The 25,288-nt window shown below is 65.9% G+C and carries 27 protein-coding genes and 1 other RNA gene; 11 read left to right on the plus strand and 17 right to left on the minus strand.

Annotated elements, in window-relative coordinates:
• Positions 1-35: 35 nt before the first annotated feature.
• The 6 genes from QO033_RS04865 to QO033_RS04890 all read right to left on the minus strand — a co-directional run bounded on the left by QO033_RS04865 (position 36) and on the right by QO033_RS04890 (position 6,801).
• The gene (locus QO033_RS04865) at positions 36-1,613 is read right to left on the minus strand and encodes an ABC transporter ATP-binding protein (protein WP_284479818.1); all 1,578 of its coding nucleotides are present in this window, start codon (positions 1,611-1,613) and stop codon (positions 36-38) included.
• Complete coding sequence (locus QO033_RS04870; protein ID WP_284479819.1) at positions 1,610-1,921, minus strand: hypothetical protein; 312 nt, start codon at positions 1,919-1,921, stop codon at positions 1,610-1,612. Before QO033_RS04870 ends, QO033_RS04865 begins: the two co-directional genes overlap by 4 nt.
• Positions 1,918-3,030: an ABC transporter permease gene (locus tag QO033_RS04875; RefSeq protein WP_284479820.1), complete on the minus strand. Its 1,113-nt coding sequence runs from the start codon at positions 3,028-3,030 to the stop codon at positions 1,918-1,920. The genes QO033_RS04870 and QO033_RS04875 overlap by 4 nt, the downstream gene beginning before the upstream one ends.
• Positions 3,031-3,033: 3 nt before the next feature.
• The gene (locus QO033_RS04880) at positions 3,034-4,116 is read right to left on the minus strand and encodes a microcin C ABC transporter permease YejB (protein ID WP_284479821.1); all 1,083 of its coding nucleotides are present in this window, start codon (positions 4,114-4,116) and stop codon (positions 3,034-3,036) included.
• A gap of 23 nt (positions 4,117-4,139) precedes the next feature.
• Entirely contained in the window at positions 4,140-6,086 is a 1,947-nt protein-coding gene (locus tag QO033_RS04885; protein ID WP_284479822.1) for an extracellular solute-binding protein, read from the minus strand.
• 211 nt (positions 6,087-6,297) lie between these two features.
• On the minus strand, positions 6,298-6,801 hold the full coding sequence (locus QO033_RS04890) for a c-type cytochrome (protein WP_284479823.1): 504 nt from the start codon (positions 6,799-6,801) through the stop codon (positions 6,298-6,300).
• 138 nt (positions 6,802-6,939) lie between these two features.
• On the opposite strand from QO033_RS04890, the gene QO033_RS04895 reads away from it, so the two are divergent.
• The gene (locus QO033_RS04895) at positions 6,940-7,773 is read left to right on the plus strand and encodes a prephenate dehydratase (protein WP_284479824.1); all 834 of its coding nucleotides are present in this window, start codon (positions 6,940-6,942) and stop codon (positions 7,771-7,773) included.
• Between the two features lie 76 nt (positions 7,774-7,849).
• Here the strand turns inward: QO033_RS04895 and QO033_RS04900 are convergent, their stop codons facing one another.
• Together QO033_RS04900 and nudC are read right to left on the minus strand one after the other, a co-directional pair.
• Positions 7,850-8,317 carry an SRPBCC family protein gene (locus QO033_RS04900; RefSeq protein ID WP_284479825.1) on the minus strand — a complete coding sequence of 156 codons (468 nt, stop codon included), beginning with the start codon at positions 8,315-8,317 and terminating at the stop codon, positions 7,850-7,852.
• A gap of 39 nt (positions 8,318-8,356) precedes the next feature.
• A complete protein-coding gene (nudC, locus tag QO033_RS04905; RefSeq protein ID WP_284479826.1) occupies positions 8,357-9,340 on the minus strand; it encodes an NAD(+) diphosphatase in 984 nt (327 codons plus the stop codon).
• Between the two features lie 135 nt (positions 9,341-9,475).
• Here nudC and ffs point away from each other — a divergent pair.
• Positions 9,476-9,572: signal recognition particle sRNA small type (ffs, locus tag QO033_RS04910), an RNA gene on the plus strand.
• Between the two features lie 176 nt (positions 9,573-9,748).
• Here the strand turns inward: ffs and rplT are convergent.
• The 4 genes from rplT to pyk form a co-directional block, all read right to left on the minus strand.
• The gene (rplT, locus tag QO033_RS04915) at positions 9,749-10,114 is read right to left on the minus strand and encodes a 50S ribosomal protein L20 (protein ID WP_284479827.1); all 366 of its coding nucleotides are present in this window, start codon (positions 10,112-10,114) and stop codon (positions 9,749-9,751) included.
• Positions 10,115-10,129: 15 nt separating this feature from the next.
• Positions 10,130-10,330 (minus strand): 50S ribosomal protein L35, encoded by a 201-nt coding sequence (gene rpmI / locus QO033_RS04920; RefSeq protein WP_028094766.1) that lies wholly within the window; start codon positions 10,328-10,330, stop codon positions 10,130-10,132.
• Positions 10,331-10,483: 153 nt separating this feature from the next.
• On the minus strand, positions 10,484-10,708 hold the full coding sequence (locus tag QO033_RS04925) for a hypothetical protein (RefSeq protein WP_284479828.1): 225 nt from the start codon (positions 10,706-10,708) through the stop codon (positions 10,484-10,486).
• Positions 10,709-10,733: 25 nt separating this feature from the next.
• Positions 10,734-12,179 carry a pyruvate kinase gene (gene pyk / locus QO033_RS04930; RefSeq protein ID WP_284479829.1) on the minus strand — a complete coding sequence of 482 codons (1,446 nt, stop codon included), beginning with the start codon at positions 12,177-12,179 and terminating at the stop codon, positions 10,734-10,736.
• Between the two features lie 165 nt (positions 12,180-12,344).
• Here pyk and QO033_RS04935 point away from each other — a divergent pair, with 165 nt between their 5' ends.
• From QO033_RS04935 to QO033_RS04955, 5 genes are all read left to right on the plus strand, one after another.
• Positions 12,345-13,082, plus strand: coding sequence for an N-formylglutamate amidohydrolase (locus QO033_RS04935; protein ID WP_284479830.1), 738 nt, complete (start codon positions 12,345-12,347; stop codon positions 13,080-13,082).
• 77 nt (positions 13,083-13,159) lie between these two features.
• A complete protein-coding gene (locus QO033_RS04940; protein WP_284479831.1) occupies positions 13,160-13,477 on the plus strand; it encodes a DUF1244 domain-containing protein in 318 nt (105 codons plus the stop codon).
• Positions 13,478-13,561: 84 nt separating this feature from the next.
• Positions 13,562-14,545: a zinc-dependent alcohol dehydrogenase family protein gene (locus QO033_RS04945; protein ID WP_284479832.1), complete on the plus strand. Its 984-nt coding sequence runs from the start codon at positions 13,562-13,564 to the stop codon at positions 14,543-14,545.
• Between the two features lie 115 nt (positions 14,546-14,660).
• A complete protein-coding gene (locus QO033_RS04950) occupies positions 14,661-15,455 on the plus strand; it encodes a DODA-type extradiol aromatic ring-opening family dioxygenase (RefSeq protein WP_284479833.1) in 795 nt (264 codons plus the stop codon).
• Positions 15,456-15,670: 215 nt separating this feature from the next.
• Complete coding sequence (locus tag QO033_RS04955) at positions 15,671-17,254, plus strand: ABC-F family ATP-binding cassette domain-containing protein (RefSeq protein ID WP_284479834.1); 1,584 nt, start codon at positions 15,671-15,673, stop codon at positions 17,252-17,254.
• A 62-nt stretch (positions 17,255-17,316) separates the two neighbouring features.
• On the opposite strand, the gene QO033_RS04960 is transcribed toward QO033_RS04955, so the two are convergent.
• From QO033_RS04960 to dgcN, 3 genes are all read right to left on the minus strand, one after another.
• Complete coding sequence (locus QO033_RS04960; RefSeq protein ID WP_284479835.1) at positions 17,317-18,177, minus strand: D-amino-acid transaminase; 861 nt, start codon at positions 18,175-18,177, stop codon at positions 17,317-17,319.
• A gap of 95 nt (positions 18,178-18,272) precedes the next feature.
• On the minus strand, positions 18,273-19,238 hold the full coding sequence (gene dgcA / locus QO033_RS04965; RefSeq protein WP_284479836.1) for an N-acetyl-D-Glu racemase DgcA: 966 nt from the start codon (positions 19,236-19,238) through the stop codon (positions 18,273-18,275).
• A gap of 178 nt (positions 19,239-19,416) precedes the next feature.
• The gene (dgcN, locus tag QO033_RS04970) at positions 19,417-20,418 is read right to left on the minus strand and encodes an N-acetyltransferase DgcN (protein ID WP_284479837.1); all 1,002 of its coding nucleotides are present in this window, start codon (positions 20,416-20,418) and stop codon (positions 19,417-19,419) included.
• Positions 20,419-20,696: 278 nt separating this feature from the next.
• Here dgcN and QO033_RS04975 point away from each other — a divergent pair, with 278 nt between their 5' ends.
• Both QO033_RS04975 and QO033_RS04980 read left to right on the plus strand, forming a co-directional pair.
• Positions 20,697-21,656 (plus strand): L-malyl-CoA/beta-methylmalyl-CoA lyase, encoded by a 960-nt coding sequence (locus QO033_RS04975; protein WP_284479838.1) that lies wholly within the window; start codon positions 20,697-20,699, stop codon positions 21,654-21,656.
• An 80-nt stretch (positions 21,657-21,736) separates the two neighbouring features.
• A complete protein-coding gene (locus QO033_RS04980; RefSeq protein ID WP_284479839.1) occupies positions 21,737-22,363 on the plus strand; it encodes a hypothetical protein in 627 nt (208 codons plus the stop codon).
• Between the two features lie 9 nt (positions 22,364-22,372).
• Here QO033_RS04980 and QO033_RS04985 read toward each other — a convergent pair whose 3' ends face one another.
• A complete protein-coding gene (locus QO033_RS04985; protein WP_284479840.1) occupies positions 22,373-22,957 on the minus strand; it encodes a PA14 domain-containing protein in 585 nt (194 codons plus the stop codon).
• 102 nt (positions 22,958-23,059) lie between these two features.
• Entirely contained in the window at positions 23,060-23,512 is a 453-nt protein-coding gene (locus QO033_RS04990; protein WP_284479841.1) for an Lrp/AsnC family transcriptional regulator, read from the minus strand.
• A gap of 73 nt (positions 23,513-23,585) precedes the next feature.
• Between QO033_RS04990 and QO033_RS04995 the strand changes: the two genes are divergently transcribed.
• On the plus strand, positions 23,586-24,194 hold the full coding sequence (locus QO033_RS04995) for a LysE family translocator (protein ID WP_284479842.1): 609 nt from the start codon (positions 23,586-23,588) through the stop codon (positions 24,192-24,194).
• A gap of 94 nt (positions 24,195-24,288) precedes the next feature.
• Positions 24,289-25,251, plus strand: coding sequence for an acetyl-CoA carboxylase carboxyltransferase subunit alpha (locus tag QO033_RS05000; protein WP_284479843.1), 963 nt, complete (start codon positions 24,289-24,291; stop codon positions 25,249-25,251).
• Positions 25,252-25,288 lie beyond the last annotated feature (37 nt).

Below are 25,288 nucleotides of genomic sequence, written 5' to 3' on the forward strand. Positions count from 1 at the left end.
TTCGGACAGGCCCGCCCCGAACAGGGCGGGTCCCCCTATCCCGCTGCGGCGATCAACGCGCGGGTGTAATCGGTTTTCGGACGTTCGAAGATCTCTTCCGCCGTGCCGGTTTCCACCACATCGCCCTGTTTCATCACCATGACCTTATGCGACATGGCGCGCACCACCTTCAGATCGTGGCTGATGAACAGATAGGCCAGCCCGTGCTTGCGTTGCAGGTCGCGCAGCAGGTTCACGATCTGCACCTGCACCGTCATGTCCAGCGCCGAGGTCGGCTCGTCCAACACCAGCAGGCGGGGATGCAGCACCATGGCGCGGGCAATGGCGATCCGCTGCCGCTGCCCGCCGGAGAATTCATGCGGGTAGCGATCCATCGCCGCCGGGTCCAGCCCGGTTTCCCGCATCGCCTCGGCCACCAGATCGCGGCGGGCGCGGTCGGGGTCGACCCGGTGCACCGCCAGCCCCTCGCCGATGATCTGGGCACAGGTCATCCGTGGGCTGAGACTGCCGAAGGGATCCTGGAACACGATCTGCATATCCTTGCGCAGCCGCCGCAATTCCCGTGTCGACCATTTGCGCACGTCGTCATCGCGGAACCGGATCCCCCCCTCCGAGGCGATCAGCCGCATCAGCGCCAGCGCCAGCGTGGTCTTGCCCGATCCGCTTTCCCCGACGATGCCCAGGGTTTCGCCGGCCCGCACCGCAAGGCTTGCATCGTTGACGGCGCGGACATGGTCCACCGTCTTGCGCATCAGCCCTTTCTGGATCGGAAACCAGACCTTGAGATGATCGGCGGTCAGAATCTCTTCGGCGCTCTCGGCCACCGGGTCGGGTTCGCCCGAGGGTTCGGCGGCAAGCAGCTTGCGGGTATAGGGGTGCCGCGGATCGGCAAAGATCGTCTCGGTCGGGCCGGTTTCGACGATCTCACCGTCCTTCATCACGCAGACCCGGTCGGCGATTCGCCGCACGATGCCCAGATCGTGGGTGATGAACAACAGCCCCATGCCCTCGGCGTCCTTCAGCTCCGCCAGCAATTCGAGGATCTGCGCCTGGATGGTCACGTCCAGCGCCGTGGTGGGTTCGTCCGCGATCAGGATGTCGGGCTTGTTGGCCAGCGCCATGGCGATCATCACCCGCTGCCGCTGCCCGCCGGACAGCTGGTGCGGATAGGCCGACAGCCGGGTTTCGGGATCGCGGATGCCCACCTTGGTCAGCAGGTCGAGGATCCGCGCCTGCGCCGCCGCGCCGACCAGCCCCTGATGCAGCGCCAGCGATTCGCCCAGCTGTTTTTCCAGTGTGTGCAGCGGGTTGAGCGAGGTCATCGGCTCCTGAAAGATGAAGCTGATATCGTTGCCCCGGACCCGGCGCAGATCAGCCTCCGAGGCGCCGATCATCTGCTGGCCGTTATAGGTGACGGAGCCCGACACCTCGGCCGTCTCGCCCAAGAGCGACAGGGTGGACAGCGCCGAAACCGACTTGCCCGAGCCGCTTTCACCCACCAGCGCCACCGTTTCGCCACGGTCGACGGAGAAGGAGACGCCATGCACCGCCTCGATCCGCCGGCCGTCCTGGCGAAAGGCCACGCGCAGGTCGCGAACCTCAAGAACGCTCATAGCCGCACCACCGCGTTCAGGGCCACGACGCCCCAGCCGGCCCCGGCGATGGCCAGCGCCGTCGCCAGCCGCCCCGGCGCCCGTCCGCTGAACCGCAGACCGGCCCAGAGACCGACGGACAGCACACAGGGCAGCAGCGGCAGCAGCCAGAGGCGCAGGAGCCCCCAGAGCACGGTCGCGCCCTCCGCGGCCCCGGAAGCAAGCTCAACCCCGCTCCAGCCCAGGATCATCGCCGACAGCGCCACGGCGGTGCCGAACAGGCCATTCCGCCGGCATTGGGTGCGGGACGAACAGGTATAGGCGCTCATGAGAAGGTCTTTCTGGGATCGAAGGCATCGCGCACGCCCTCGAAGATGAAGACCAGCAGCGACAACATCAGCGCGAAGACGGTGAAGGCGGTGAAGGCCAGCCAGGGCGCCTGCAGGTTCTGTTTCGCCTGCAGCGTCATCTCCCCCAGCGAGGGAGCCGAGGACGGCAGCCCGAATCCGAGGAAATCGAGGCTCGCCAGCGCGCCGATGGTGCCGGTGACGATGAAGGGCAGCATGGTCAGCGTCGCCACCATGGCGTTGGGCAGCATGTGGCGGAACATGATGGTCAGGTTGCCTACCCCCAGCGCGCGGGCGGCGCGGACATATTCCAGGTTGCGGGCACGCAGGAATTCAGCCCGCACCACCCCCACCAGAGAGGTCCAGGAGAACAGCACCATCAGCGCCACCAGCAGCCAGAAACTGCGTCCCAGGATCGCGAACATGATGATGATGACATAGAGCGAGGGCGTCGCCGACCAGATCTCGATCGCGCGCTGGAAGATCAGGTCGAGCCAGCCGCCGAAGAACCCCTGTACCGCGCCGGCGAAGATGCCGATCAGGCTGGCGGCGCCGGTGACCAGCAGGGTGAACAGGATCGACAGCCGAAAGCCGTAGATCACCCGGGCCAGCACGTCGCGCTTGGTGTCATCGGTGCCCAGCCAGTTCTGCCGGTTCGGCGGCAGCGGTGCGGCGCCGGGCCGGTCGACGGTGGTGTTGAAGGAATAGGGAATCGGCGGCCAGATCGCCCAGCCCTTCTGGAAGCCTTCGGTGGTGGTGTCGAACCTGTCGTCGGCGATCGCGGTCATGATCTCCTCCGGCGTGTCGAAACAGTCCTCCAGCCCGCCGGAGGCGATCAGGCACTGCACCTCGGGATCGCGATAGATCGCCTCGGTCTGGAAGTCGCCACCGAAGGCGGTTTCCGGATAGAAGCGGAAGATCGGCATGTAATAGCCGCCGCGGTACTGCACCAGGATCGGTTTGTCGTTGGCCAGAAACTCGGCGAACAGCGACAGGCCGAACAGCACGGCGAAGATCCACAGCGACCAGAAGGCCCGCCGGTTGCGCTTGAAATTGCCCCAGCGGCGCTGGTTGAGCGGAGAAAGCGCCATAACTCAGCCCTCCCGCTTCTCGAAATCGATGCGTGGATCGACCAGCACATACATCAGGTCGCTGAGAATCCCGACCACCAGGCTGAGCAGCCCGAAGATGAAGAGGGTGCCGAAGATCACCGGGTAATCGCGCGCCACCGCCGCCTCGAACCCCAGCCGTCCCAGCCCGTCGAGCGAGAAGATCGTTTCGATGATCAGCGAGCCGGAGAAGAACACGCCGATGAAGACGGCAGGAAAGCCGGCGATCACGATCAGCATCGCATTGCGGAAGACATGACCGTAGAGCACCTTGCGTTCCGACAGCCCCTTGGCCCGGGCGGTCATCACGTAGTGTTTCTTGATCTCGTCGAGAAAGCTGTTCTTGGTCAGCAGCGTCAGCGTCGCAAAGGCGGCGATGGTCGAGGCGATGACCGGCAGGGCGATATGCCAGAAGTAATCGCCGATCTTGCCCATCAGGCTCAGATCGCTCCAGTTGTCCGAGGTCAGCCCCCTGAGCGGGAAGACCTGCCAGTAGGACCCGCCGGCGAACAGCACCAGCAGCAGGATCGCGAACAGGAACCCCGGAATCGCATAGGCGACGATGATCAGCCCGCTGGTCCAGGTGTCGAAGCTGGAACCGTCCTTCACCGCCTTGCGGATGCCCAGCGGGATCGACACCAGATAAGCGATGATGGTCGACCACAGCCCGAGGCTGATCGACACCGGCATCTTTTCCAGCACCAGGTCGGTCACCCCGATCGAGCGGAAATAGCTCTGGCCGAAGTCCAGCCGCATGTAATTCCACATCATGTTCAGGAACCGTTCCAGCGGCGGCTTGTCGAAGCCGAATTCCTTCTCCAGTTCGGCGATGAACTCCGGCGGCAGGCCCCGCGCCCCGACATAGCGTTCGTTGGCCGCGCTCTGGGTCTGCACATCGGCACCGCCGCCGGCGAAGCTTTCGAAGACGTCGCCGCCGCCTTCCATCTGCGCGATGATCTGCTCCACCGGCCCGCCGGGAACGAATTGCACCAGAACGAAGTTGATCACCATGATGCCCAGCAGTGTCGGGATCACCAACAGCAGGCGGCGAAGGATATAGGATCCCATCGGGGCGGCGGACCTTTCCTAGTTCAGCGCAGCGCGCCGGAGGATTTCAGCGTGGCGGCCTTGTCGGCGTTGACCCACCACAGGTCCTCGACCCCCAGCGCATAGGGCGGCAGATCGGGATATTCGTACTTGTCCCAGAAGGCCACCCAGTATTTGCCCAGATACCAGGTCGGCACCATGAAGCGTTTCGACCTGAGCACCCGGTCCAGCGCCCGGGTGTTGGCCTCCAGCTCGTCACGGGCCTTGGAGGCGACGATATTGTCGATCAGCGCCTCGATATCCGGGCCGTGAATACCCGAGGGGTTGAAGACGCTGTAGGCCGCCGCCTCTGTGCCATATTGCTGATAGAGCCCGGTCGAGGGTTCGAGAGAGCTGCGATAGACCCCCGCGATCATGTCGAAGTCGCGTTCGCGCCGGCGCAGGGTGAACTGCGCGTCGTCGATCCGGTTATAGCTGGCGTCGATCCCCATGGTGCGCAGGTTTTCCACGAAGGGCATCACCAGGCGGTCCATCACCGGATCGTCCGACAGGAATTCGATCTTCAGCACCGTGCCCTCGGCGTTGCGGCGGATGCCGTTCTGGCCCACGGCCCAGCCGGCCTCGTCCAGAAGCTTCATCGCCGCGCGCAGGTTCTTGCGGTCGTTGGGCCGGTCGGCTCGGGCGGCATGCGCCATCACCGGGTCTGAGGTCAGGATCGCCGGGTCCAGCTTGTCGCCCAGGGCTTCCAGCACCTCGCGTTCGCGCCCTTCGGGCAGGCCCTTCGCCTCAAGCGGGCTGTTCTGCCAGAAGGAGGAGCGATGCCGGAACAGCCCGTATTGCAGGCTCTCATTGGTCCATTCGAAGTTATAGGCCAGCTGCACCGCCTCGCGCACGCGAATGTCCTGAAACTCCGGCCGGTCCATGTTCATCACGAAACCGGCGTTGTCGGGAACGTTGCCGTCCTCCAGCTCGCGCCGCACGATCCAGCCCTTGTCGATGGCCGGGAAATCATAGGCGGTGGCCCAGTTCTTGGAGTTGTTTTCCTGCCGGAAGGTGAATTCGCCGGCCTTGAAGGCCTCCAGCGCGGCAATGGAATCAGAGAAATACTCGATCCGGATGGTGTCGAAGTTGTTCCGCCCGACATTCACGTTCACATGGTCGCCCCAGTAATCGGGATTGCGGCGATAGACGACGCGGCGGTTGATGTCATAGCTCTCCAGCACATAGGGGCCGGAACCGATCCCCGGCTCCATCCGCGGCTTGTCAATGCGGCGGTTTTCCGGATCGGCCATGAACCACTTCTTCGAAAACACCGGCGTGCCGCCGACCTGGGTGATCAGCGCACGGCGGGGGAAATCCGGGCTGAAGTAGAATTTGACCCGGTGCGGCCCCAGCGCCTCGGCCTTGGGAATGCGCTTGCGCACCGCCTCGGCATAGGATTTCAGCCCCTGTTCCAGCAGGATTTCATGCGAGAAGACCACATCCTCGGCCGTCACCGGGGTGCCGTCGGAGAACCGCGCCTCGGGCCGCAGGTTGAAGATCACCCAATCCTGGTTTTCGGGATATTCCAGGCTTTCGGCCAGCAGCCCGTAGTAGGACCCCGGCTCGTCATAGGACGGATAGAGCAGCGATTCATACTGATCCGCCGATCGGGCGGCGGCGCGACCCTGCCGGGTGAAGGGGTTGAAGTTGTCGAAGGTCCCCTGCGCCGCATAGGACAGCTCGCCCCCCTTCGGCGCCTCCGGGTTCACATAGTCGAAATGCGCGAAACCCTCGGGGTATTTCAGGTCGCCGAATTCAGAGAACCCGTGGCTCTTGATGATCTTCTCGTCCTCGGCCCGGACCAGCCCGGTCCAGGCCAGCAGCAGCATCAGCGACAGAACCAGCAGCGGCAGAAGCCGGGGCGCGGCGGGGCTGAGGGCAAGAACACGGGCCGGGGCGGAAGTGCGGGCGCAGGGACGCACGCGCGCGGCGGCACGGGGTGGGATCATCAGGCGCATCCTCCGTTGATACAGGCGCAGGTGGGCAGCTCGGCCTCTGGTCGTTGCGCCTAAGCTAATGGCCCGGAGCGAGGATGTTCAAGTTGAGATTCCGTGATCACCCCCCGCCAAAACGTGAAAGCCGCTGCAAGAGCAGCGGCTTTTGGGCAGACGGATGCCGACAGGGGCGATTTCGCAAAACCGCCCCGCCCCCCGAAGGGGATCAGTTGTCGAGGCTGTCGAGATAGGCGATCACGTTGACCCGGTCGGCCTGCTTCTTCAGGCCGGCAAAGCTCATCGCGGTGCCCGGCACGGCATCGCTCGGCTTGGTCAGGAAGTGATCCAGTTCTTCCGGGGTCCAGGCGCCGCCATGCTCGCTCATGGAACTGGAGTAGCCGAAATCGCCGATCGAGGCGACCTGCCGGCCGACAACCCCGAAGAGCGACGGACCGGTGGCATTCGCGCCCGGCTCGATCTTGTGGCAGGCCTGGCATTTCTTGAAGACCTTGGCGCCCTTGCCGATATCGGCCGATGCCAGCATCTCTTCGAAGCTCATCTCGGGCTCATCCGTTGCGGGCGCGTCGGTCTCGGTCTCGACGACATAGGAGGCGGCCCCATGCGTCCCTGTCTGATAGATGCCCTCAGCGGCCCATTTGGCCAGCAGAAGCACCAGAAAGGCACCGAGAACACCGGAAGCGGCCTTTGTCACAGTCATCGTGTCAAACATAGATGCACGTCCATCTTGGCTGTTGGTCTAGCTTGTTTAGGCGAATGGTCTAAGGGTTCCCCTGGCCTCTGGCAAGGTATAGAGATGCGCGTCAACGAAGCAATTCGTTCTATGTTGCACGGAATCCGAAGTGAAGTCATGACAAACCGCATCGCCTTTCAGGGGGAACCCGGCGCTTACAGCCACGAAGCCTGCCGCAAGGCCCGGCCCGATATGGAAGCCCTGCCCTGCCGCACCTTCGAAGACGCCGTCGAGGCGGTGAAATCCGGCCAGGCCGATCTGGCCATGCTGCCGGTGGAGAACTCCACCTACGGGCGGGTCGCCGACATCCACACGCTGTTGCCGCGCTCTGGCCTGCGCATCATCGAAGAGGCCTTCGTGCGGGTGCATATCAACCTGCTGGGCCTGCCGGGCACGCAGCTGTCCGACATCAGGCATGCGATGAGCCACACCGTGTTGCTGGGCCAGTGCAAGGAATTCCTGCATGCCCACAACATCCGCCGCATCACCGGCGCCGATACCGCCGGCTCGGCCCGGCAGGTGTCGCAGGACGCAGATCCCACCACCGCCGCCCTGGCCAGCGAGCTGGCCGGCGAAATCTACGGCCTCGACGTGCTGGCCCGGCATATCGAGGACCAGTCGAACAACACCACGCGATTCCTGATCATGTCACCCGAGGCCGATCTGTCGCGCCGCGGCGATCACGGCATGATCACCAGCTTCGTCTTTCAGGTCCGCAACATTCCGGCGGCGCTGTACAAGGCGATGGGCGGTTTCGCGACCAACGGCATCAACATGACCAAGCTGGAAAGCTACATGGTCGACGGTTCCTTCACCGCGACGCAGTTCTATGCCGACATCGAAGGCCACCCCGAAGATCCGAACGTGAAACTGGCGCTGGACGAGCTGGCCTTCTTCACCAACAAGATGTCGATTCTCGGCGTCTATCCGGCGGCCGCCGAACGCGGCTGAGACCGCAGGCAAGCGGGGGCGGTGCGGCCGCCCCCTTCCCGCGCGTCGGACCCGCCTGACCGATCCGGCCCGGACATCAGGCCATCCGGGTCTTGCGATCCTCCAGAGATTTGGCGAATTCCGCCGCCTTCAGCTTGAACCGCTTGGTCAGATTGGCCTTGGCCAGCTTCAGCGACTGCAGGAACAACCGGGCGGAGAGATTCTTCGGCGACAGCGTCAGGGTGATCGCCATCCGGGTCCGTTTCGGCGACAGCGCCACCAGCTCGATCTGGAAATCCCCGGTCAGGCCGAAGCTCTCGGACTCCAGCCGCATACCCGTCGGCGGGGTATACTCGACCAGCTTCAGATCGAGATTGCGCCGCTTGCCGCGCAGATCGAAGGCCGCCTTCCAGGCCATGCCTGCGCCGATGCCGGCGTTCTCGTTGACGCGCTGGACCTCGATGCCACGCCGGATGGCGGACCGTTCGAAGGATTCAAACTCACTCAATGCGGCAAAGACGGCCTCGATCGGCGCTTCGATGTCTTCCTTGCTCGAAAATTTCATACCTGTATCACCTCTACTTAGCGGTGCCGGAGTCTCCCTTTAATCCAGGGTATCCGCAAGCCAGTTCTGCAACAGGAAATGTGCAATTGCGCCTTTCCGCGCGGGCTTGATCGTCGGGTGTTCACCGGCGAATGCGCCCATCATGTCGCTCCGGCTGACCCAGATCGCATCCTCGATTTCATTCTCGTCGATCCGGATCTCGCGCGAGATCGCCTCGCCGTAGCAGCCGAACATCAGCGAGGCGGGAAACGGCCAGGGCTGGCTGGCCAGATAGCCGACCCGGCCGACCTGCACGCCGGCCTCTTCGAAGACTTCGCGGCGCACCGCGGCCTCCAGCGTCTCGCCCGGCTCGATGAAGCCCGCCAGCAGCGAATACATCCCCTCGGGCCAGTTCGGCGAGCGCCCCATCAGCACCGCATCGCCATGGGTGATCAGCATGATCACCACCGGGTCGGTACGCGGGAAATGATGGGTGCCGCAGGCCGGGCAATCGCGCTGCCAGCCGGCCTGCACCGGCCCGCTCTCGGCGCCGCAGGCGGCGCAGAACCGGTGGCTGCGATGCCATTCCATCACCGCCTTGGCGGTGGCTGCCAGCTCCGCGTCGCGGGGGCTGAGCCGGGTCATCACCCGGCGCAGCTCGACAAAGGCGGTATCGTCGGGCAGGTCGGGGTGGCGCTGCTCGCTGGGATCGAAGAAGGTGCCCAGAGCCGCCAGATCGACCTCCTCCGGCGTCCAGCCGGAGAGATCGGCGGCAAAGCGCGGCGCGCCGTCCTCCTTCAGTCCCAGGAACAGCAGCCCCGGCAGGGCGCCGTCATAGCCGGCGCTGAACAGCGGATCGTCCAGCCTCAGCAGCGCCAGTTCGGAAAACCCCTCGCCCGTCAGCAACGGCTTGCCGCGCCAGACCGGCAGGCAGCGCGCCCCCGGATGCGCCCGCGCTCCGGCCAATGCCGTCGCGTCGCCACGCAGCTCCGCCGCGCGGTTCAGCCCCGATCCCCCGAAAGTCACCTGCTCAGCCGTTCTCATTCCGCGTTCCTTCCGCCGTCACCCTGTTGCCCGCGTTTGTGCGCTCTCGCTGGCGGCAATGCAACAGAGCCGCGGCCCGAGAATCCGCCGCCCGCTCCCCTTGTCATCGCCGGCCCGCCCGATTATGTAGGCGTCGAGAGGTTGGCGCGGGCAGGCGCCTCGCCAACCCGGTCAGGTCCGGAAGGAAGCAGCCGTAACGAGCCCCGCTTGGGTCGTTGTCCAGCCTCTCACTTACCCCCCTCCCCCGATGCATTCCGTCAGGCCCGGGTCCCCGGACCATCCCACGGCCACAGGCGCCTTGCGCCGGGCTGATGCCCATCTGCGGCCCCCTCTCCGGAAAATGAAAACGACAAACGAAAAAGGCCGCCCCGAGGGGCGGCCTTTCGAACTGCAGGACGCGGGGGCCGATCAGGCCGCCAGCGCGCCTTTTGCCTGGTCCACGATGGCGCCGAATGCGGCGGGCTCGTGCACGGCCAGATCGGCCAGAACCTTGCGGTCCACTTCGATGCCGGCCTTGTTCAGCCCGTCGATGAAGCGCGAATAGGTCAGCGCCTCGTCATGCGCGCGCACGGCGGCGTTGATGCGCTGGATCCACAGGGCGCGGAAGTTGCGCTTGCGCTGCTTGCGGTCGCGGGTTGCGTATTGGTTCGCCTTGTCAACGGCCTGACGCGCCACCTTGAAGGTGTTCTTGCGGCGGCCATAATAGCCTTTTGCGGCCTTGATGACTTTCTTGTGGCGGGCGTGGGTCGTGGTACCACCTTTAACGCGGGACATCTCTCGAACCTCCTATTAGCGGTCGTAGGGCATGAAGCCCTTGACGATCTTGGCGTCGGGGGCGGACATGGTGGTGGTGCCGCGGGCGTTGCGGATGAACTTCTTGTGACGCTTGATCATCCCGTGGCGCTTGCCGGCCTGGGCGGTGATGACCTTGCCGGTCGCGCTCACCTTAAAGCGCTTCTTGGCGCTCGATTTTGTCTTCATCTTGGGCATTTCCGTCTCCTGTCTTTCGGGTCGGTTACAGGCGCGACTCGGCATGCCACTCCGGCCGGTCGCGCGAACAGGTGGGCCGTTTAGGCAAATCCGCTCAGGCTGGCAAGGGGCCTTGGCGTGAAATCGTCATATTTTCACCGCCCACAAGGCATTTCAGGGCATGTAGCGCCCGATCACCCCGAAGAACACCTCCGGCAGACCGGCCAGATCGTAGCCGTCGGGGTGCATGACGAAGGCGAAGCCCATCATCGCCACCCCGATTCCCAGGCTGAGCAGCGGCAGCGTCAGCCGGCGCCGGTCGCTATAGGCCGAGACCATCGCCGGGATGGCGAAGAAGGCGACAACCGCACCCAGAACCAGAATAAGATCGGTATCCATGCACAGGCCCCCTCACCCTTCCGGCCTACTCGGGATCGGTGTTCGAGATCAACCGTTCGTCACAGGGCGCGATGCGAAGGATGTTGGTTGTGCCTTGTTTGTTGAAGGGCACCCCGGCGATGACCACGATCTGATCGCTTGCCGTGGCGAAGCCGCCGTCGCGGGCGGCCCGCACGGCGCTGATCACCGCGCCGCGGAACCGCTCCTGTTCCCCGGTCATCACGCAGTTGCAGCCCCAGCTGAGGCACAGCCGCCGCGCCGTGCCCAGAACGCTGGTCATGGCGATGATCGGCACCCGAGGCCGTTCCCGTGCGGTCAAGAGCGCGGTGGTGCCCGATTGGGTGAAACAGCAGATCGCCTCGATCTCCGTCGTCTCGGCGATCTCGCGGCCGGCGGCGACGATGGCATCGGCGATGCTGTGGCCGTCGGTCCGGCGCGAGGCGGCCAGAATCGCCGGGTAGTTCGGGTCGTCCTCCACCTCGATGGCAACCTTGTCCATCGTCCGCACCGCCTCGACCGGGTAATGGCCGGCGGCGGATTCGGCGCTGAGCATGATGGCGTCGGTGCCCTCGTAGATGGCGGCGGCCACGTCCGAGACCTCGGCCCGGGTCGGCATCGGGCTCTCGATCATGCTCTCCAGCATCTGGGTCGCGACGATCACCGGCTTGGCCGCGGCACGGCACTGGCGGATCAGGCGTTTCTGGATCGGCGGCACCTTCTGCACCGGCAGTTCGACCCCCAGATCGCCCCGCGCCACCATGATGCCGTCGGCGTGGCTGAGGATATCGTCGAAATTGTCCACCGCGGCGGGCTTCTCGATCTTGGCCAGAATCGCCGCCCGGCCCCGGGCCAGCGCGCGGGCTTCCTCGACATCGGCGGCGCGCTGCACGAAGGACAGCGCCAGCCAGTCGACCCCCAGTTCGCAGACGAAGTCCAGATCCGCCCGGTCCTTCTCCGACAGCGCCGCCAGCGGCAGCAGCACGTCGGGAACGTTCACCCCCTTGCGGTTGGAAATCTCGCCGCCGGCGATCACCGTGCAATCGGCGAAATCGGCGCCGCAGCTCTCGACCTTGAGGCGGATCTTGCCGTCGTTGACCAACAGCGAGGCGCCCGGTTCCAGCGCCGCGAAGATCTCCGGGTGCGGCAGGCAGACCCGGGTGGCATCGCCCGGCGCCGGGTCCAGATCGAAGCGGAAGGCAGCGCCGTCCTGCAATTGCAGCGGCCCCTCGGCGAAGGTGCCTACCCGCAGCTTCGGCCCCTGAAGGTCAGCCAGAATCGCGATCGGGCTGTCCAGATCGGCCTCAACCTGACGGATGATCGCGTGTTTGGCGCGGATATCATCGTGGCTGCCATGGCTCATGTTCAGCCGGAACACATCGGCGCCAGCCTCATGCAGCGCCCGAATCGTCTCGTAGGTCTCAGATGCGGGCCCCAGGGTTGCCACGATCTTCACGTTGCGCAGGCGCCTCATATGCCTCTCCTTGCGAGTCTTTGCCATCTGTGCGGTTCATCGCCATCTGTGCAGTCCACCGGCACCGGGCCGGTTCCACGCCGGAAACCCCGGCGCGCCTTTCATTGCCCAATTCCCATTCATGAACAACTCCCCTAAAGGTGGGGGTAAAGCGATGACAGGCCAATGACATATATCCCCTATTTCCTAGAAGGCGAAACCCGACCGGGCCGCTGGCTGATCACCTGCGACCACGCGGCCAATACCGTTCCCCCGCAGATCAACGGTGGCGACCTCGGGCTGCCGCGCACGGATATGGAACGTCACATCGCCTATGACGTCGGCGCCTGGGGCGTGTCGCGCCACCTGGGAACGCTCCTGGACGGGCCGGTGATCGCCACCAATTTCTCCCGCCTGGTGATCGACCCCAACCGGGGCGAGGATGACCCGACGCTGGTGATGAAGCTCTATGACGGCTCGGTGATCCCGGCCAACCGCGACGCCGACGCGGCCGAGGTCGAGCGGCGGCTGGACCTGTGTTACCGCCCCTATCATCGTGAACTGGCGCGGCTGGCCGCATTGCCCCATGCGGTGCTGCTGGCGATGCATTCCTACACCCGGCAGCTGCGCGGCCGCGATCCGCGGCCCTGGCATATTGGCGTGCTGCATGCCGGAGACACCCGGCTGTCCGACCCACTGCTGCGGCTGCTGCGCGCCGAGGGCGATCTGGTGGTCGGCGAAAACGAACCCTATGGCGGCCATCTGCCCGGGGATTCCATCGACCAGCACGCTCTCGCGCTCGGCCGGCCCAACGTGCTGATCGAGATCCGCAACGACCTGATCGCCGATGAGGCCGGTCAACGGGCCTGGGCCGAACGGCTGGCGCCGCTGCTGACCCGGGCGCTGGAAGAGGCCGGACTTTGATCCGCCCGGCGGGTGACAGAGCCCGCCGGAAGCCCTAGATCGGATCCCAGCAACCGGCGCAACAGGGAGAGCCCGCCATGGACGACCAGACCGAAATCGAACTGCAGGCCGCCGCCTTCCGCGCGCTGCGCGAGCATCTGATGGTGAAGCGCACCGACGTGCAGAACATCGACATGATGAACCTCACCGGTTTCTGCCGCAATTGCCTGAGCCGCTGGTATCAGGAGGCCGCCAACGCCCGCGGCATCGAGATGACCAAGGACGAGGCGCGCGAAGCCTTCTACGGCATGCCCTACGACGATTGGAAAGCGCAGTTCCAGACCGAGGCCAGCGCCACGCAGCAAGAGGCCTTCAAGACCGCCTATGCCGAGAATGTCGGCCCCGACAAGGGCTGAGCCCGAGCGCCGCTGGCCGATTGCCGGTGGCAGCAGGCGCCATCCGTGATAGCCTGTGCCCCCGATCCAGCAGAGGACAGACTGATGCGCGCCATGGTCTTTGAAAAACCAGGTCACCCCCTACGCCTGCGCGATCTGCCCCGCCCCACCCCGGGGCCTGGCCAGATCCTGATCCGCGTGGAGGCCTGCGGCGTCTGCCGCACCGATCTGCATATCGTCGACGGCGAGCTGACCGACCCCAAGCTGCCGCTGGTGCCCGGCCATGAGGTCGTCGGCCGGATCGCCGCCCTCGGCCCCGGGGTCGACGGCCTGCGCGAGGGCCAGCGCGTCGGTGTGCCCTGGCTCGGACATGCCTGCGGCTGCTGCCCCTATTGCGAGATGGAACGCGAGAACCTCTGCGACGAGCCGCTCTTCACCGGCTATACCTTCGATGGCGGCTATGCCGAATATTGCCTGGCCCATACCGATTTCACCTTCCCGCTGCCCGAACATGCCGATCCCGTGGCGCTGGCGCCGTTGCTCTGCGCCGGGCTGATCGGCTATCGCTGCCTGTCGATGGCCGGCAATGCCCAGGTGCTGGGGCTCTATGGCTTCGGGGCGGCGGCGCATATCCTGTGCCAGATCGCCGTCCATCAGGGCCGCCGTGTCCTGGCCTTCACCCGCGACGGCGATATCACCGCGCAGGACTTCGCGCTGCGGCAGGGCGCGGTCTGGGCCGGCGGCGCCTCCGAGGCGGCGCCTGAGCTGCTGGACGCGGCGCTGATCTTCGCCCCGGTCGGGGCGCTGGTGCCCACCGCGCTGAAGGCCGTGCGCAAGGGCGGCCGGGTGATCTGCGGTGGCATCCACATGAGCGACATTCCCGGCTTTCCCTATGCCGATCTCTGGGAAGAGCGTGAAATCCGCTCCGTCGCCAACCTGACCCGCCGCGACGGGGAGGAGTTCTTTCCCCTCGCCGAAGCGGCACAGGTCCAGACCACCACCGTGCGCTACCCGCTGGATCAGGCCAATGCCGCGCTGGACGATCTGCGCAGCGGCCGGTTGAGCGGCGCGGCGGTTCTGGTCCCCTGACCTTTCCCCTGCGGCACGAGCGTCATTGCACAGACCCTGTTCGCGCAGCCACCTTATCCCACGGCCCCCGCGGCATTAGAGTATCGCAAAGGGGTTTTCAAAGGAGGCGCGCGTCATGTCCCTGATGCCGACGTATTTCATTTCGCACGGAGGCGGGCCCTGGCCCTGGATCCCCGATATGGCCGCGCATCTGGCGCCCCTGGCGCAATCGCTGGCGCATATGCCCGCGGAACTGCCGCGCCGGCCGAAAGCGGTACTGATGGTCTCCGGCCATTGGGAGGCCGACGATTTCGCCGTCATGCATGCGGCGCATCCGCCGATGGTCTACGACTATTACAACTTCCCGCCGCATACCTACGAGATCAAGTATTCCGCGCCCGGCGCCCCGGCGCTGGCCGAGAAGGTCGCCGATCTGATCGCCGCCGCCGGCCTGCCCACCCATCTGGACGAGGAGATGGGATATGACCACGGCACCTTCGTCCCGATGGCGCTGATGTATCCCGAGGCCGAGATGCCGCTGTTCCAGGTCGCGATCCGCCACAGCTTCGATCCGGCCCAGCATATGGCGCTGGGACGCGCGCTGGCACCGCTGCGGCAAGAGGATGTGCTGATCGTCGGCTCCGGCCTCAGCTATCACAACCTGCGGGAATTCGGGCCCCGGGCGCGGGTGCCGTCGGTGGAATTCGACACCTGGCTGAACCAGGCACTGGCGCTGCCGCCGGCAGAGCGGACAGAGGCGATCCTGAACTGGGAAAGCGCCCCCTATGCCCGCCGCTGCCACGCCCGGGAAGATCATCTGGTTCCGCTGTTCACCGCCCTGGGGGCCGCCGAGGACGCCAAGGTCACCCGCACCTATCATCAGGCCGAGATCTTCGGCGGCGTCACCGCATCGAGCTTCCGCTTCGACTGAGCTGGGACCGCCGCCCGCTGCAACTTCGAAGCCGCGGGCGGCGATCTGGCGCGGGTGCTGCCCCGACCTTCTTCGTGGCGCCCATCACCGCCCGCGCTTGCAACTTCGCCAGCACCTCCTACGTTACCGAAAAGACTGACCCAGGAGACATCCCGACATGGACCTGACCCTCGCTGCCCTCACCCCTTCGGTATCGCTGCGAGACGTCTTGACCCATGCCTGCATCTGTTTCCCTCTCCAACCTTTCATGGGCCACGCCTGACGGCAGCCCGCTTTTCCACGACCTGACCCTGAGTTTCGACGCCGAGCGCACCGGAATCGTCGGGCGCAACGGAACCGGTAAGTCCACCCTCCTGAAGCTGATCTCAGGAGAGCTGCAGCCGACCGCCGGTCGGGTCATCGCCCCAGCCTCGATCACGATGCTGCGGCAGGAGGTGGCAGGCCACCCCGATGACACTCTCACCGACCTCTTCGGGCTGCGATCCGAGCTCGATCTGCTCGACCGGGCGGCGGCGGGCTTTGCCACTGCCGAAGAGCTGGCAGAGGCGGATTGGAGCCTGCCCGCCCGGATCGATACCGCGCTTCTGCGCGCCGGCCTGGCAATGCCCCCCGACACGCCGCTGGCGCAACTGTCCGGTGGGCAACGCCCCCGTGCGGGCCTTGCGGCGCTCCTTCTGACCGAGCCGGAGTTTCTGCTGCTGGACGAACCCACCAACACGCTCGACCGCGCCGGGCGCCGGGCGGTGATCGACCTGCTCCACGGCTGGACGGGCGGCGCCATCGTCGTCAGCCATGACCGCGAATCGCTGGAACAGATGGACACCATCGTCGAGCTGACCTCGCTTGGCGCGACGCGATACGGCGGCCCCTACAGCGTCTTCCGCCAGCAAAAGGCGCTCGAGCTGGAGGCAGCGCGCCACGAGCTGGCCCATGCGGAGAAGACCAGGACCGAGACCGCCCGCCTCGCCCAGCAGGCGGCAGAGCGCAAGGCGCGCAAGGATCGCGCCGGGCAGAGGGCGCGGGCCAAGGGCGATCAGCCCAAGATCCTGATGGATGCGGCCAAGGGCTGGGCCGAAACCTCGGATGCCAGCAACGCCCGCCTGCGCAAGACCCGGCGCGAGGCGGCCGAAACGGCCCTGACCGCCGCGCGCGACCGGCTTGAGGTTTTGACCCCGGTCCAGATGGACATCTCTCCCACCGGACTGCCAACCGGCAAGATGGTATTGCGTCTCGATGCCGTGACCGGCGGCTATGATACCGATGCCCCGATGATCGAGGAGCTGTCGCTGAGCCTCACCGGCCCCGAGCGTGTCGTCATCGCCGGCCCCAACGGCAGCGGCAAGACAACGCTTCTCAAGCTGATCACCGGAGAGATCACGCCGCAGCGGGGTGAGGTGCAGCTGATGGTTCCCGCGGCACTTCTGGATCAACACGTGACGCTGCTCGACCCCACCCAGTCACTGCGAGAGAATTTCAGACGATTGCATCCCGCAGCCGATCCCAGGACCGCCCATGCCGCGCTTGCCCGCTTCGGCTTTCGCGCCAGCGACGCCCTGCGCCGGGCATCCGAACTGAGTGGTGGCGAACGCCTGCGCGCGGGCCTCGCCTGCGCGCTCGGAGCAACCCCGCCGCCAATGCTGCTGATCCTGGACGAACCCACCAACCACCTCGATCTCGATAGCATTGCGGCGCTGGAGGCCGCGCTTGCCGCCTATGACGGGGCGCTTCTGGTCATCAGCCATGACGAGGCATTTCTGCAAGCGCTGGGGCCGCACAGGACGATCCGCCTGAAAGGATGAGTCCACGACACGCAAAAGGGCAGGCGATCCGCCTGCCCTTTCCGCGTTCCGACCGGGTCGGATCAGATCGCCGACTTGCGGCTTTCCTCGATGTAGATTTCGCGCAGCCGCTTGGCCACGGCGCCGGGCTTGCCGTCGCCCAGGGTCACACCATCGACTTCGACGATCGGCATCACGAAGGCGGAGGCAGAGGTATAGAACGCCTCGTCAGCCGCCTGTGCCTCGTCGATGGTGAAGGGACGCTCTTCCACTTCCATCTGCGCTTCCTGGGCCATCTTCAGCACCGAGGCGCGAGTGATGCCGTGCAGGATGTCGTTCGACAGCTGGCGGGTGATGATCTTGCCACCCTTCACGATGTAGCAGTTGTTCGACGAACCTTCGGTGACATAGCCGTCCTCGACGAACCAGGCGTCTTCCTTGCCAGCCTTCTCCGCCGCCATCTTCGCCATCGAGGCATAGAGCAGCTGCACCGTCTTGATGTCGCGGCGATGCCAGCGCAGATCGGGCACCGAGATCACCTTGATGCCTTTTTCGGCCTTCGGATCCTGGGTCAGGCCGGGCTTGGACTGGGTATAGAGCACGACAGTCGGCGGGACGCCTTCCGGCGGATAATGGAAATCGCGGTCGCCGGCATTGCCGCGCGACACCTGCAGGTAGACCCCGCCTTCCTCGACCCCATTGGCCTCGATCAGCTTGCGGTGAATTTCCAGCCATTCGTCGCGGCTGATGTCGCAGGTGATTTCCAGCTCCTTCAGCGACCGCTCCAGCCGGGCCATGTGACCGTCGAATTCGGTCAGCTTCCCGTCGAGGACACAGGTGACCTCATAGACCGCATCGCCCATCACAAAGCCGCGGTCGAAGATCGACACTTGCGCCTCTTCCTCGGGCAGATAGCTTCCGTTCAGATAAACAGTCCGGCTCATTTCGCGTTCCTAACCTCTTGGCCTTCGCTCGGCCCTCGCCCCGGCACCAATCGCGCAGGGAGGGGGTATGATAAATTCCGGGGCGCGCCTCGGCCTCAGCCCCAGAGGGCGGCATCGGGGGCATGCACCCCCGCATCGTCGAAGCGCAGCGGATGGTCGCGGTCTTCCGCCAACAGCAGCGGCCCGTCAAGGTCCACCACCGCCGCGCCCTGCGCCACCAGCGTCGCCGGTGCCATGGCGAGCGAGGAGCCCACCATGCAGCCGACCATGATGTCATAGCCCTCTGCCAGCGCCGCCTGACGCAGCGCCAGCGCCTCGGTCAGCCCGCCGGTCTTGTCCAGCTTGATGTTGATCACATCGTATTTGCCCTTGAGCCCGGGCAGCGAGCCGCGGTCATGGCAGCTCTCGTCGGCGCAGACCGGCACCGGGCGCTCCATGCCCAGCAGCGCGTCGTCCTCGGCCGCCGGCAGCGGCTGTTCGACCAGCTGCACCCCGAGCCGCACCAGATGCGGCGCCAGATCGGCATAGACCTCGGCCGACCAGCCCTCGTTGGCATCGACGATGATACGCGATTTCGGCGCGCCGGCGCGCACCGCTTCCAGCCGGGGCATGTCGTCCGGCGTACCCAGCTTGATCTTCAGCAGCGGGCGAAAGGCATTCTTGGCCGCCTGCGCCTGCATCTCCGCAGGCTCCGCCAGCGACAGCGTATAGGCGGTGATCTCCGGTCCCGGGGCGGCCAGGCCGGCCAGCTCCCAGACTCGTTTACCGGCGGTCTTCGCCTCCAGATCCCACAGCGCGCAGTCGACCGCATTGCGGGCCGCCCCGGCCGGCAGCAGATCGTAGAGCGCGGCACGGGTCACATCGGCAGGCAGGCCGCGGATCTCGTCCTCGACGCTCTCCAGCGTCTCGTTGTAGCGGGCGTAGGGAACGCATTCGCCCCATCCGGTCACGCCGTTGCGGCTGACCCGAACCGTCAGCACCTTGGCTTCGGTCCGCGAGCCGCGGCTGATGGTGAATACCTGGGCCAGCTTGAAGACGTCGCGCGTCACTTCGATGGTCATGCGGTCTCCCTATCGGGGCACGCGCCGGCGCCCTCTTGTCTCGAATTCCGCCCCTTAGGGGCCGGGGCGCGCCACCGGTCGCGGCGCGCCTCTTCTGGTTTCGTCAGCGCTTTCTTCTCTGCCCCAATACTCCCGCCGGAGGCTCCCGACGGTCGGACCGGGACAGAGCCGCGCCGGGTCAGAGCGCCGCCAGAGCGTCCACCAGCTTGTCCGCACCATAGCGGAACGGGTCGGTGGCGGGCAGGCCCATGTCGGCCTCCAGCTTGGCGAGATAGGCGCTCGCCTCCTCGTCGCTCATGTGCTGGGTATTGACCGAGATGCCGACCACGACACAGGCGGGGTTACCGACCTGCGCCAGTTTCAGCGCCACGTCGCGCAGCTCTTCCAGCGACGGCAGGCTATAGCCCGGCAGGCCACGCATATGCGGGCGGGTCGGCTCGTGGCAGAGGATCAGCGCATCGGGCTGACCGCCATGCACCAGCGCCATGGTGACACCGGAATAGGACACGTGGAACAGCGAGCCCTGGCCCTCGATCAGGTCCCAGTGATCGGCATCGTTGTCCGGGGTCAGATATTCGATCGAACCGGCCATGAAGTCGGCGATCACCGCATCCAGCGGCACACCGTCGCCGGTGATCAGGATGCCGGTCTGGCCGGTGGCACGGAAGGTCGACTTCATGCCGCGCTCGCGCATCGCCGCATCCATCGCCAGGGCGGTGTACATCTTGCCCACCGAACAGTCGGTGCCGACGGCCAGGCAACGTTTGCCGGTCCGCTTCACGCCATTGGCGATCGGGTATTTGACCGACGGGATCCGCACGTCGTGCAGGGTGCGGCCGGTGGCTTCGGCCACGGCCACCAGGTCGGGTTCGTCGCGCAGCAGGTTGTGCAGGCCCGACGCCAGGTCGAAGCCTTCTTCCAGCGCCGCGACCAGCACTTTCTTCCAGTCCTGGGAAATCAGGCCGCCACGGTTGGCGACGCCGATCACCAGCGTCTTGGCGCCGGCGGCCTTGGCTTCGGCCAGGGTCATGTCGGTCAGGCCCAGATCGGCCTTGCAGCCTTCCATGCGGAACTGGCCCACGGCATTCTCCGGGCGCCAGTCTTTGATACCTTGCGCCACCTTGGCAGCCAGCTGGTCGGGGGCGTCGCCAAGGAACAACAGATACGGGGTCTCGATCATCGCACGTGTCTCCATCGTGATTCCCCTTTAAGCTATAGAAATCACAGATGGATTGTATCGCGTTTTCCACTCCTCCTGCGCCAATACACGCAAGTTTCTTCGACACTATTGGAGAATTTCCGAAGAAATCCGCGTCGCTTTCGCAGTTGCGGCAGAACCCCGGCGTTCCTGCCGCAACGGCATTGCTGCGAACGCACAATCCGCTTGCAGGATGACGCGCAATTTAATACTTCCAGAGGCAGAAATTCAGCAACATCCTTACCCGGAGAGATAGGCCCATGAGCTTCCGCATCCAGCCCGCCGCCCCGGCACGCCCCAACCGCTGTCAGCTGTTCGGCCCGGGTTCGCGCCCGGCGATCTTCGAAAAGATGGCCGCCAGCGCTGCCGATGTGATCAACCTCGATCTCGAGGATTCCGTCGCCCCCTCCGACAAGGACTCGGCGCGCGCCAACATCATCAAGGCGATTTCCGACATCGACTGGGGCAACAAGACCCTCAGCGTGCGGATCAACGGGCTCGACACCCCCTATTGGTATCGTGACGTGGTCGACCTGCTGGAACAGGCCGGCGAACGCCTGGACCAGATCATGATCCCGAAGGTCGGCTGTGCCGGCGATATCTATGCCGTCGACGCGCTGGTCACCGCCATCGAGACCGCGAAGGGCCGCAGCAAGAAGATCGATTTCGAGGTGATCATCGAATCGGCCGCCGGCATCGCCCATGTCGAGGAGATCGCCGCCGCGTCGCCCCGTCTGGTGGCGATGAGCCTCGGCGCCGCCGATTTCGCCGCCTCGATGGGGATGCAGACCACCGGCATCGGCGGCACCCAGGAGAATTACTACATGCTGCGGGAGGGCGCGAAATACTGGTCCGACCCCTGGCACTGGGCCCAGGCCGCCATCGTCGCCGCCTGCCGCACCCATGGAGTGCTGCCGGTCGACGGGCCGTTCGGCGACTTCTCCGATGACGAAGGTTTCCGCGCCCAGGCGCTGCGGTCCGCCACCCTCGGCATGGTCGGCAAATGGGCGATCCACCCCAAGCAGGTCACCCTGGCGAACGAGGTCTTCACCCCCTCCGAGGCCGCCGTGGCCGAAGCGCGCGAGATCCTCGCCGCGATGGAAGAGGCCAAGGCGCGCGGCGAAGGCGCCACCGTCTACAAGGGCCGTCTGGTCGATATCGCCAGCATCAAGCAGGCCGAGGTGATCGTCGCCCAGGCCGAGCTGATCGCCGGCAAGTAAGCCGAAGCGCATCGCAGAGCATTCGGGGGCGTCCGACCGGCGCCCCCGTTTCATTGAGTCTCCCGTTCATTGAGGCTGCCGTGGCCGATCTCACCCTGATCCACACCGCCGAGGTGCATCGCGCCACCTTCGACCGGATCGCCGCCCGGATCGCCCCCGGGGCGCGGCTCGCCCATATCGTCCACCCCGACTGGCTGGCGCGGGCCCGGACCGGTATCGGCACCGATCTGGCGGCGGAGGTCACCGCAACCCTCCGGGCGATCTCCGGCCCGGTGCTGTGCAGCTGTACCACACTGGGACCGCTCGCCGCCGATGCCGGTGCAATCCGCATCGACGCGCCGATGATGGCACGCGCGGCGCGTCTCGGCGGGCCGATCCTGATGGCCTATTGCCTGGACAGCACCCGCGCGCCGTCTCTGGCGCTGCTGCGACAGGCCTGCGCCGCCGCTGGCCACGTCCCGGAGATTCGCCCCCTCGACCTCACCACCGCCTGGCCGCTGTTCGAGGCGGGACCCCCCCAGACCTTCAGCCGGCAAATCGCCGACCGGATCGGCGACCAGCTGGCCGCCGCCCCGGAGATCGCCTGCGTGGTGCTGGCGCAGGCCTCCATGGCCGGGGCGACAGGCTACCTGAAAACTGCGGTCCCGGTGCTCAGCTCTCCGGAAACCGCGCTGCAGGCCGCCCTGGGCCTGACGCCGCCCGGCTAGGGGACGCGGCTATTTCCGGCCGAAGGCTGCGTTCGGCACCCATTTCAGCGGCTTGCCCTTCTGCCCCCAACGCATCATCAGGCAGGAGGTGTTGAGCCGGTTGAAATAGGTCGCCTGGAAATCGTACCAGCCCGCCGCCGGCACCTCGACCTCGGTGACGAAGGTGCTGTCGCAGGCCTGGCGCCCGTCGAAATACCCCACCCGCTGGCCTCCGATCTGGGCATCGAGCCCGTCGTTGGTGAAGAAATCCACCTCATAGACCCCCGGCGCGTCGAAGCGGATATAGCCGCGGATGGCCGCCGCCACATTCTCCGGCGCGCTGGAGGTCAGCGTGTTCTCGCCCAGATTGTTGTCGCGGTAATCCAGCCCGCGCAACGCCGGCCCCGGCTGCCCCTTGCGCCGCAACACGGAGCTCGCGTCGGCAAGAGTCCGGATGTCCTGCCCCTGCGGCGCATAGCCATAGGTGACCGACAGCCCCGCCTTCACCCCGGAGGGCTGCGGACTGGCCGGCGTCAGCTTCAGCGGCGCGGCACCGGCGGCACCGGCGGCGATCACGGCAACAACGGCCAGCGCCGTGCGAAACCCGGTTTTCATGAACAAGCCCCCTTTTCGCAACCGGCGGCAGATCTGCGCGCCGGGGTTCACGGCCCCCAGCCTAGGCAGCGCACCCGCATCGGGCAAGGGGCGACAGGGACATCAGGCCCGCAGGTCCTTGGGCGAATCCATCACCACATAGGTGGTGATCGCCGTCACATGCGGCAGCGTGCCCAAAACATCGGTGTGAAACAGCTTGTAGGTCCGCAGGTCGGAACATTCCACGCGCAGCAGATATTCCACCGTGCCGGTGATATTGTGGCATTCGACCACCTCCGGCGCGCCAGAGACCGCCCGCTCAAAGGCCTGCTGCGCGGCCTTGGTATGCTCCCCCAGACCGACGCCAAGGTAAGCGACGAATCCCACCCCCATCGCGCCGGGGTCCAGCACCGCACGATAGCCGCGAATGACGCCCTCGCGCTCCAGCTCCTGCACCCGGCGCAGACAGGCCGAGGGCGACAGCCCCACCCGCTCCGCCAGATCAAGATTGCTGATGCGGCCATCGCGGGTAAGTTCGCGCAATATCCGGCGGTTTATCTGATCCATCTTCGGCATTTGTTGCGAAGTTTTCCGCAGATATCCGCAGAACGCAATTTCATTCCGTCGAATTGGCGCAAGATTTCACGCCATGACCCACGATCTCTTTCTCGCCCTCGCGCTCTTCGCCTTCGTCTCCTCGATCACGCCGGGGCCGAACAACCTGATGCTGATGGCCTCCGGCGCCAATTTCGGCTTTCGCCGCACCCTGCCGCATATGCTGGGGATCGCTATCGGCTTCACCGTGATGGTGCTGCTGGTCGGCGCCGGGCTGATCCGGGTCTTCGACACGCTGCCGCTCAGCTACACGCTGCTCAGGATCGGGTCGGTCGTCTACCTCCTGTGGCTGGCCTGGAAGATCGCCCATGCCGCGCCGGTCGCCTCGGGCACGGGGGGCGGCCGGCCCTTCGGCTTTCTTCAGGCGGCGGCCTTTCAATGGGTCAACCCCAAGGCCTGGGCGATGGCGCTAACCGCGATCAGCGCCTACACCCCCGAGCGCAGCCTGACCGCAATCGTGCTGGTGGCACTGGTCTTCGGCGCGATCAACCTGCCCTCGGTCAGCAGCTGGGCGCTGCTGGGCCAGCAGATGGCGCGGGTGCTGACCAATCCGCGCCGGCTCGCCGCCTTCAACTGGACCATGGCGGCGCTGCTGGTCGCCTCTCTCTACCCCGTGCTCGGGCCGCTTCTCGCTCCGCGATAGCCCGCCCCTGCCGCTTGCCGAGTTGCATCTGCCCCGCCTCAGGGTCATATAGCCCCTGATACAAAGCGCATGTGGTTCCGCAGCGAGAGGCCTGATGACCCAATATCTGGATTTCGAAAAACCCCTGGCCGAAATCGAAGGCAAGGCGGAGGAGCTGCGCGCCCTCGCCCGCGCCAATGAAGAGATGGACGTCACCGGCGAGGCCGCGGCGCTGGATGCCAAGGCGGCCGCGCTGCTCAGCGATCTCTACCAGCATCTGACGCCCTGGCGGAAATGTCAGGTCGCGCGCCACCCGCAACGGCCGCATTGCCGCGACTATATCGACGCGCTGTTCACCGAATACACCCCGCTGGCCGGCGACCGGAACTTCGCCGACGATCTGGCGGTGATGGGCGGGCTCGCCCGGTTCGACGACCGGCCGGTGATGGTGATCGGCCAGGAAAAGGGCGACGACACCAAATCCCGCATCCAGCACAACTTCGGCATGGCCCGCCCGGAAGGCTATCGCAAGGCGGTGCGCCTGATGGAGATGGCCGATAAGTTCGGCTTGCCGGTGATCACCCTGGTCGATACCCCCGGCGCCTATCCCGGCAAGGGGGCAGAGGAACGCGGCCAGTCCGAGGCCATCGCCCGCTCCACCGAGAAATGCCTGCAGATCGGCGTACCGCTGGTCTCGGTCATCATCGGCGAGGGCGGCTCCGGCGGTGCGGTGGCGCTGGCCACCGCCGACCGCGTGGCGATGCTGGAACATTCGGTCTATTCGGTGATCACGCCGGAAGGCTGCGCCTCGATCCTGTGGAAGGATGCCGAGAAGATGCGCGAAGCGGCCGAGGCGATGCGGCTGACCGCCCAGGACCTGCTGAAGCTGAAAGTGGTCGACCGGATGATTCCCGAACCGCTGGGCGGCGCCCACCGCGGCCGGGAGGCGGCGATCGCCGCCGTCGGCGACACCCTGCGCGCCATGCTGGCCGAAATGGACGGCAAGAAGCCCAAGGCGTTGATCAAGGAACGCCGGCAGAAATTCCTGAACATGGGGGCCCAGGGGCTCGCCGCCTGAGCGGCGGCGCCCGGGGCCCCGAGGTGCGCCCCGGTTC

It is taken from the genome of Pseudodonghicola flavimaris (assembly GCF_030164425.1).
Lineage (GTDB): Bacteria > Pseudomonadota > Alphaproteobacteria > Rhodobacterales > Rhodobacteraceae > Pseudodonghicola > Pseudodonghicola flavimaris.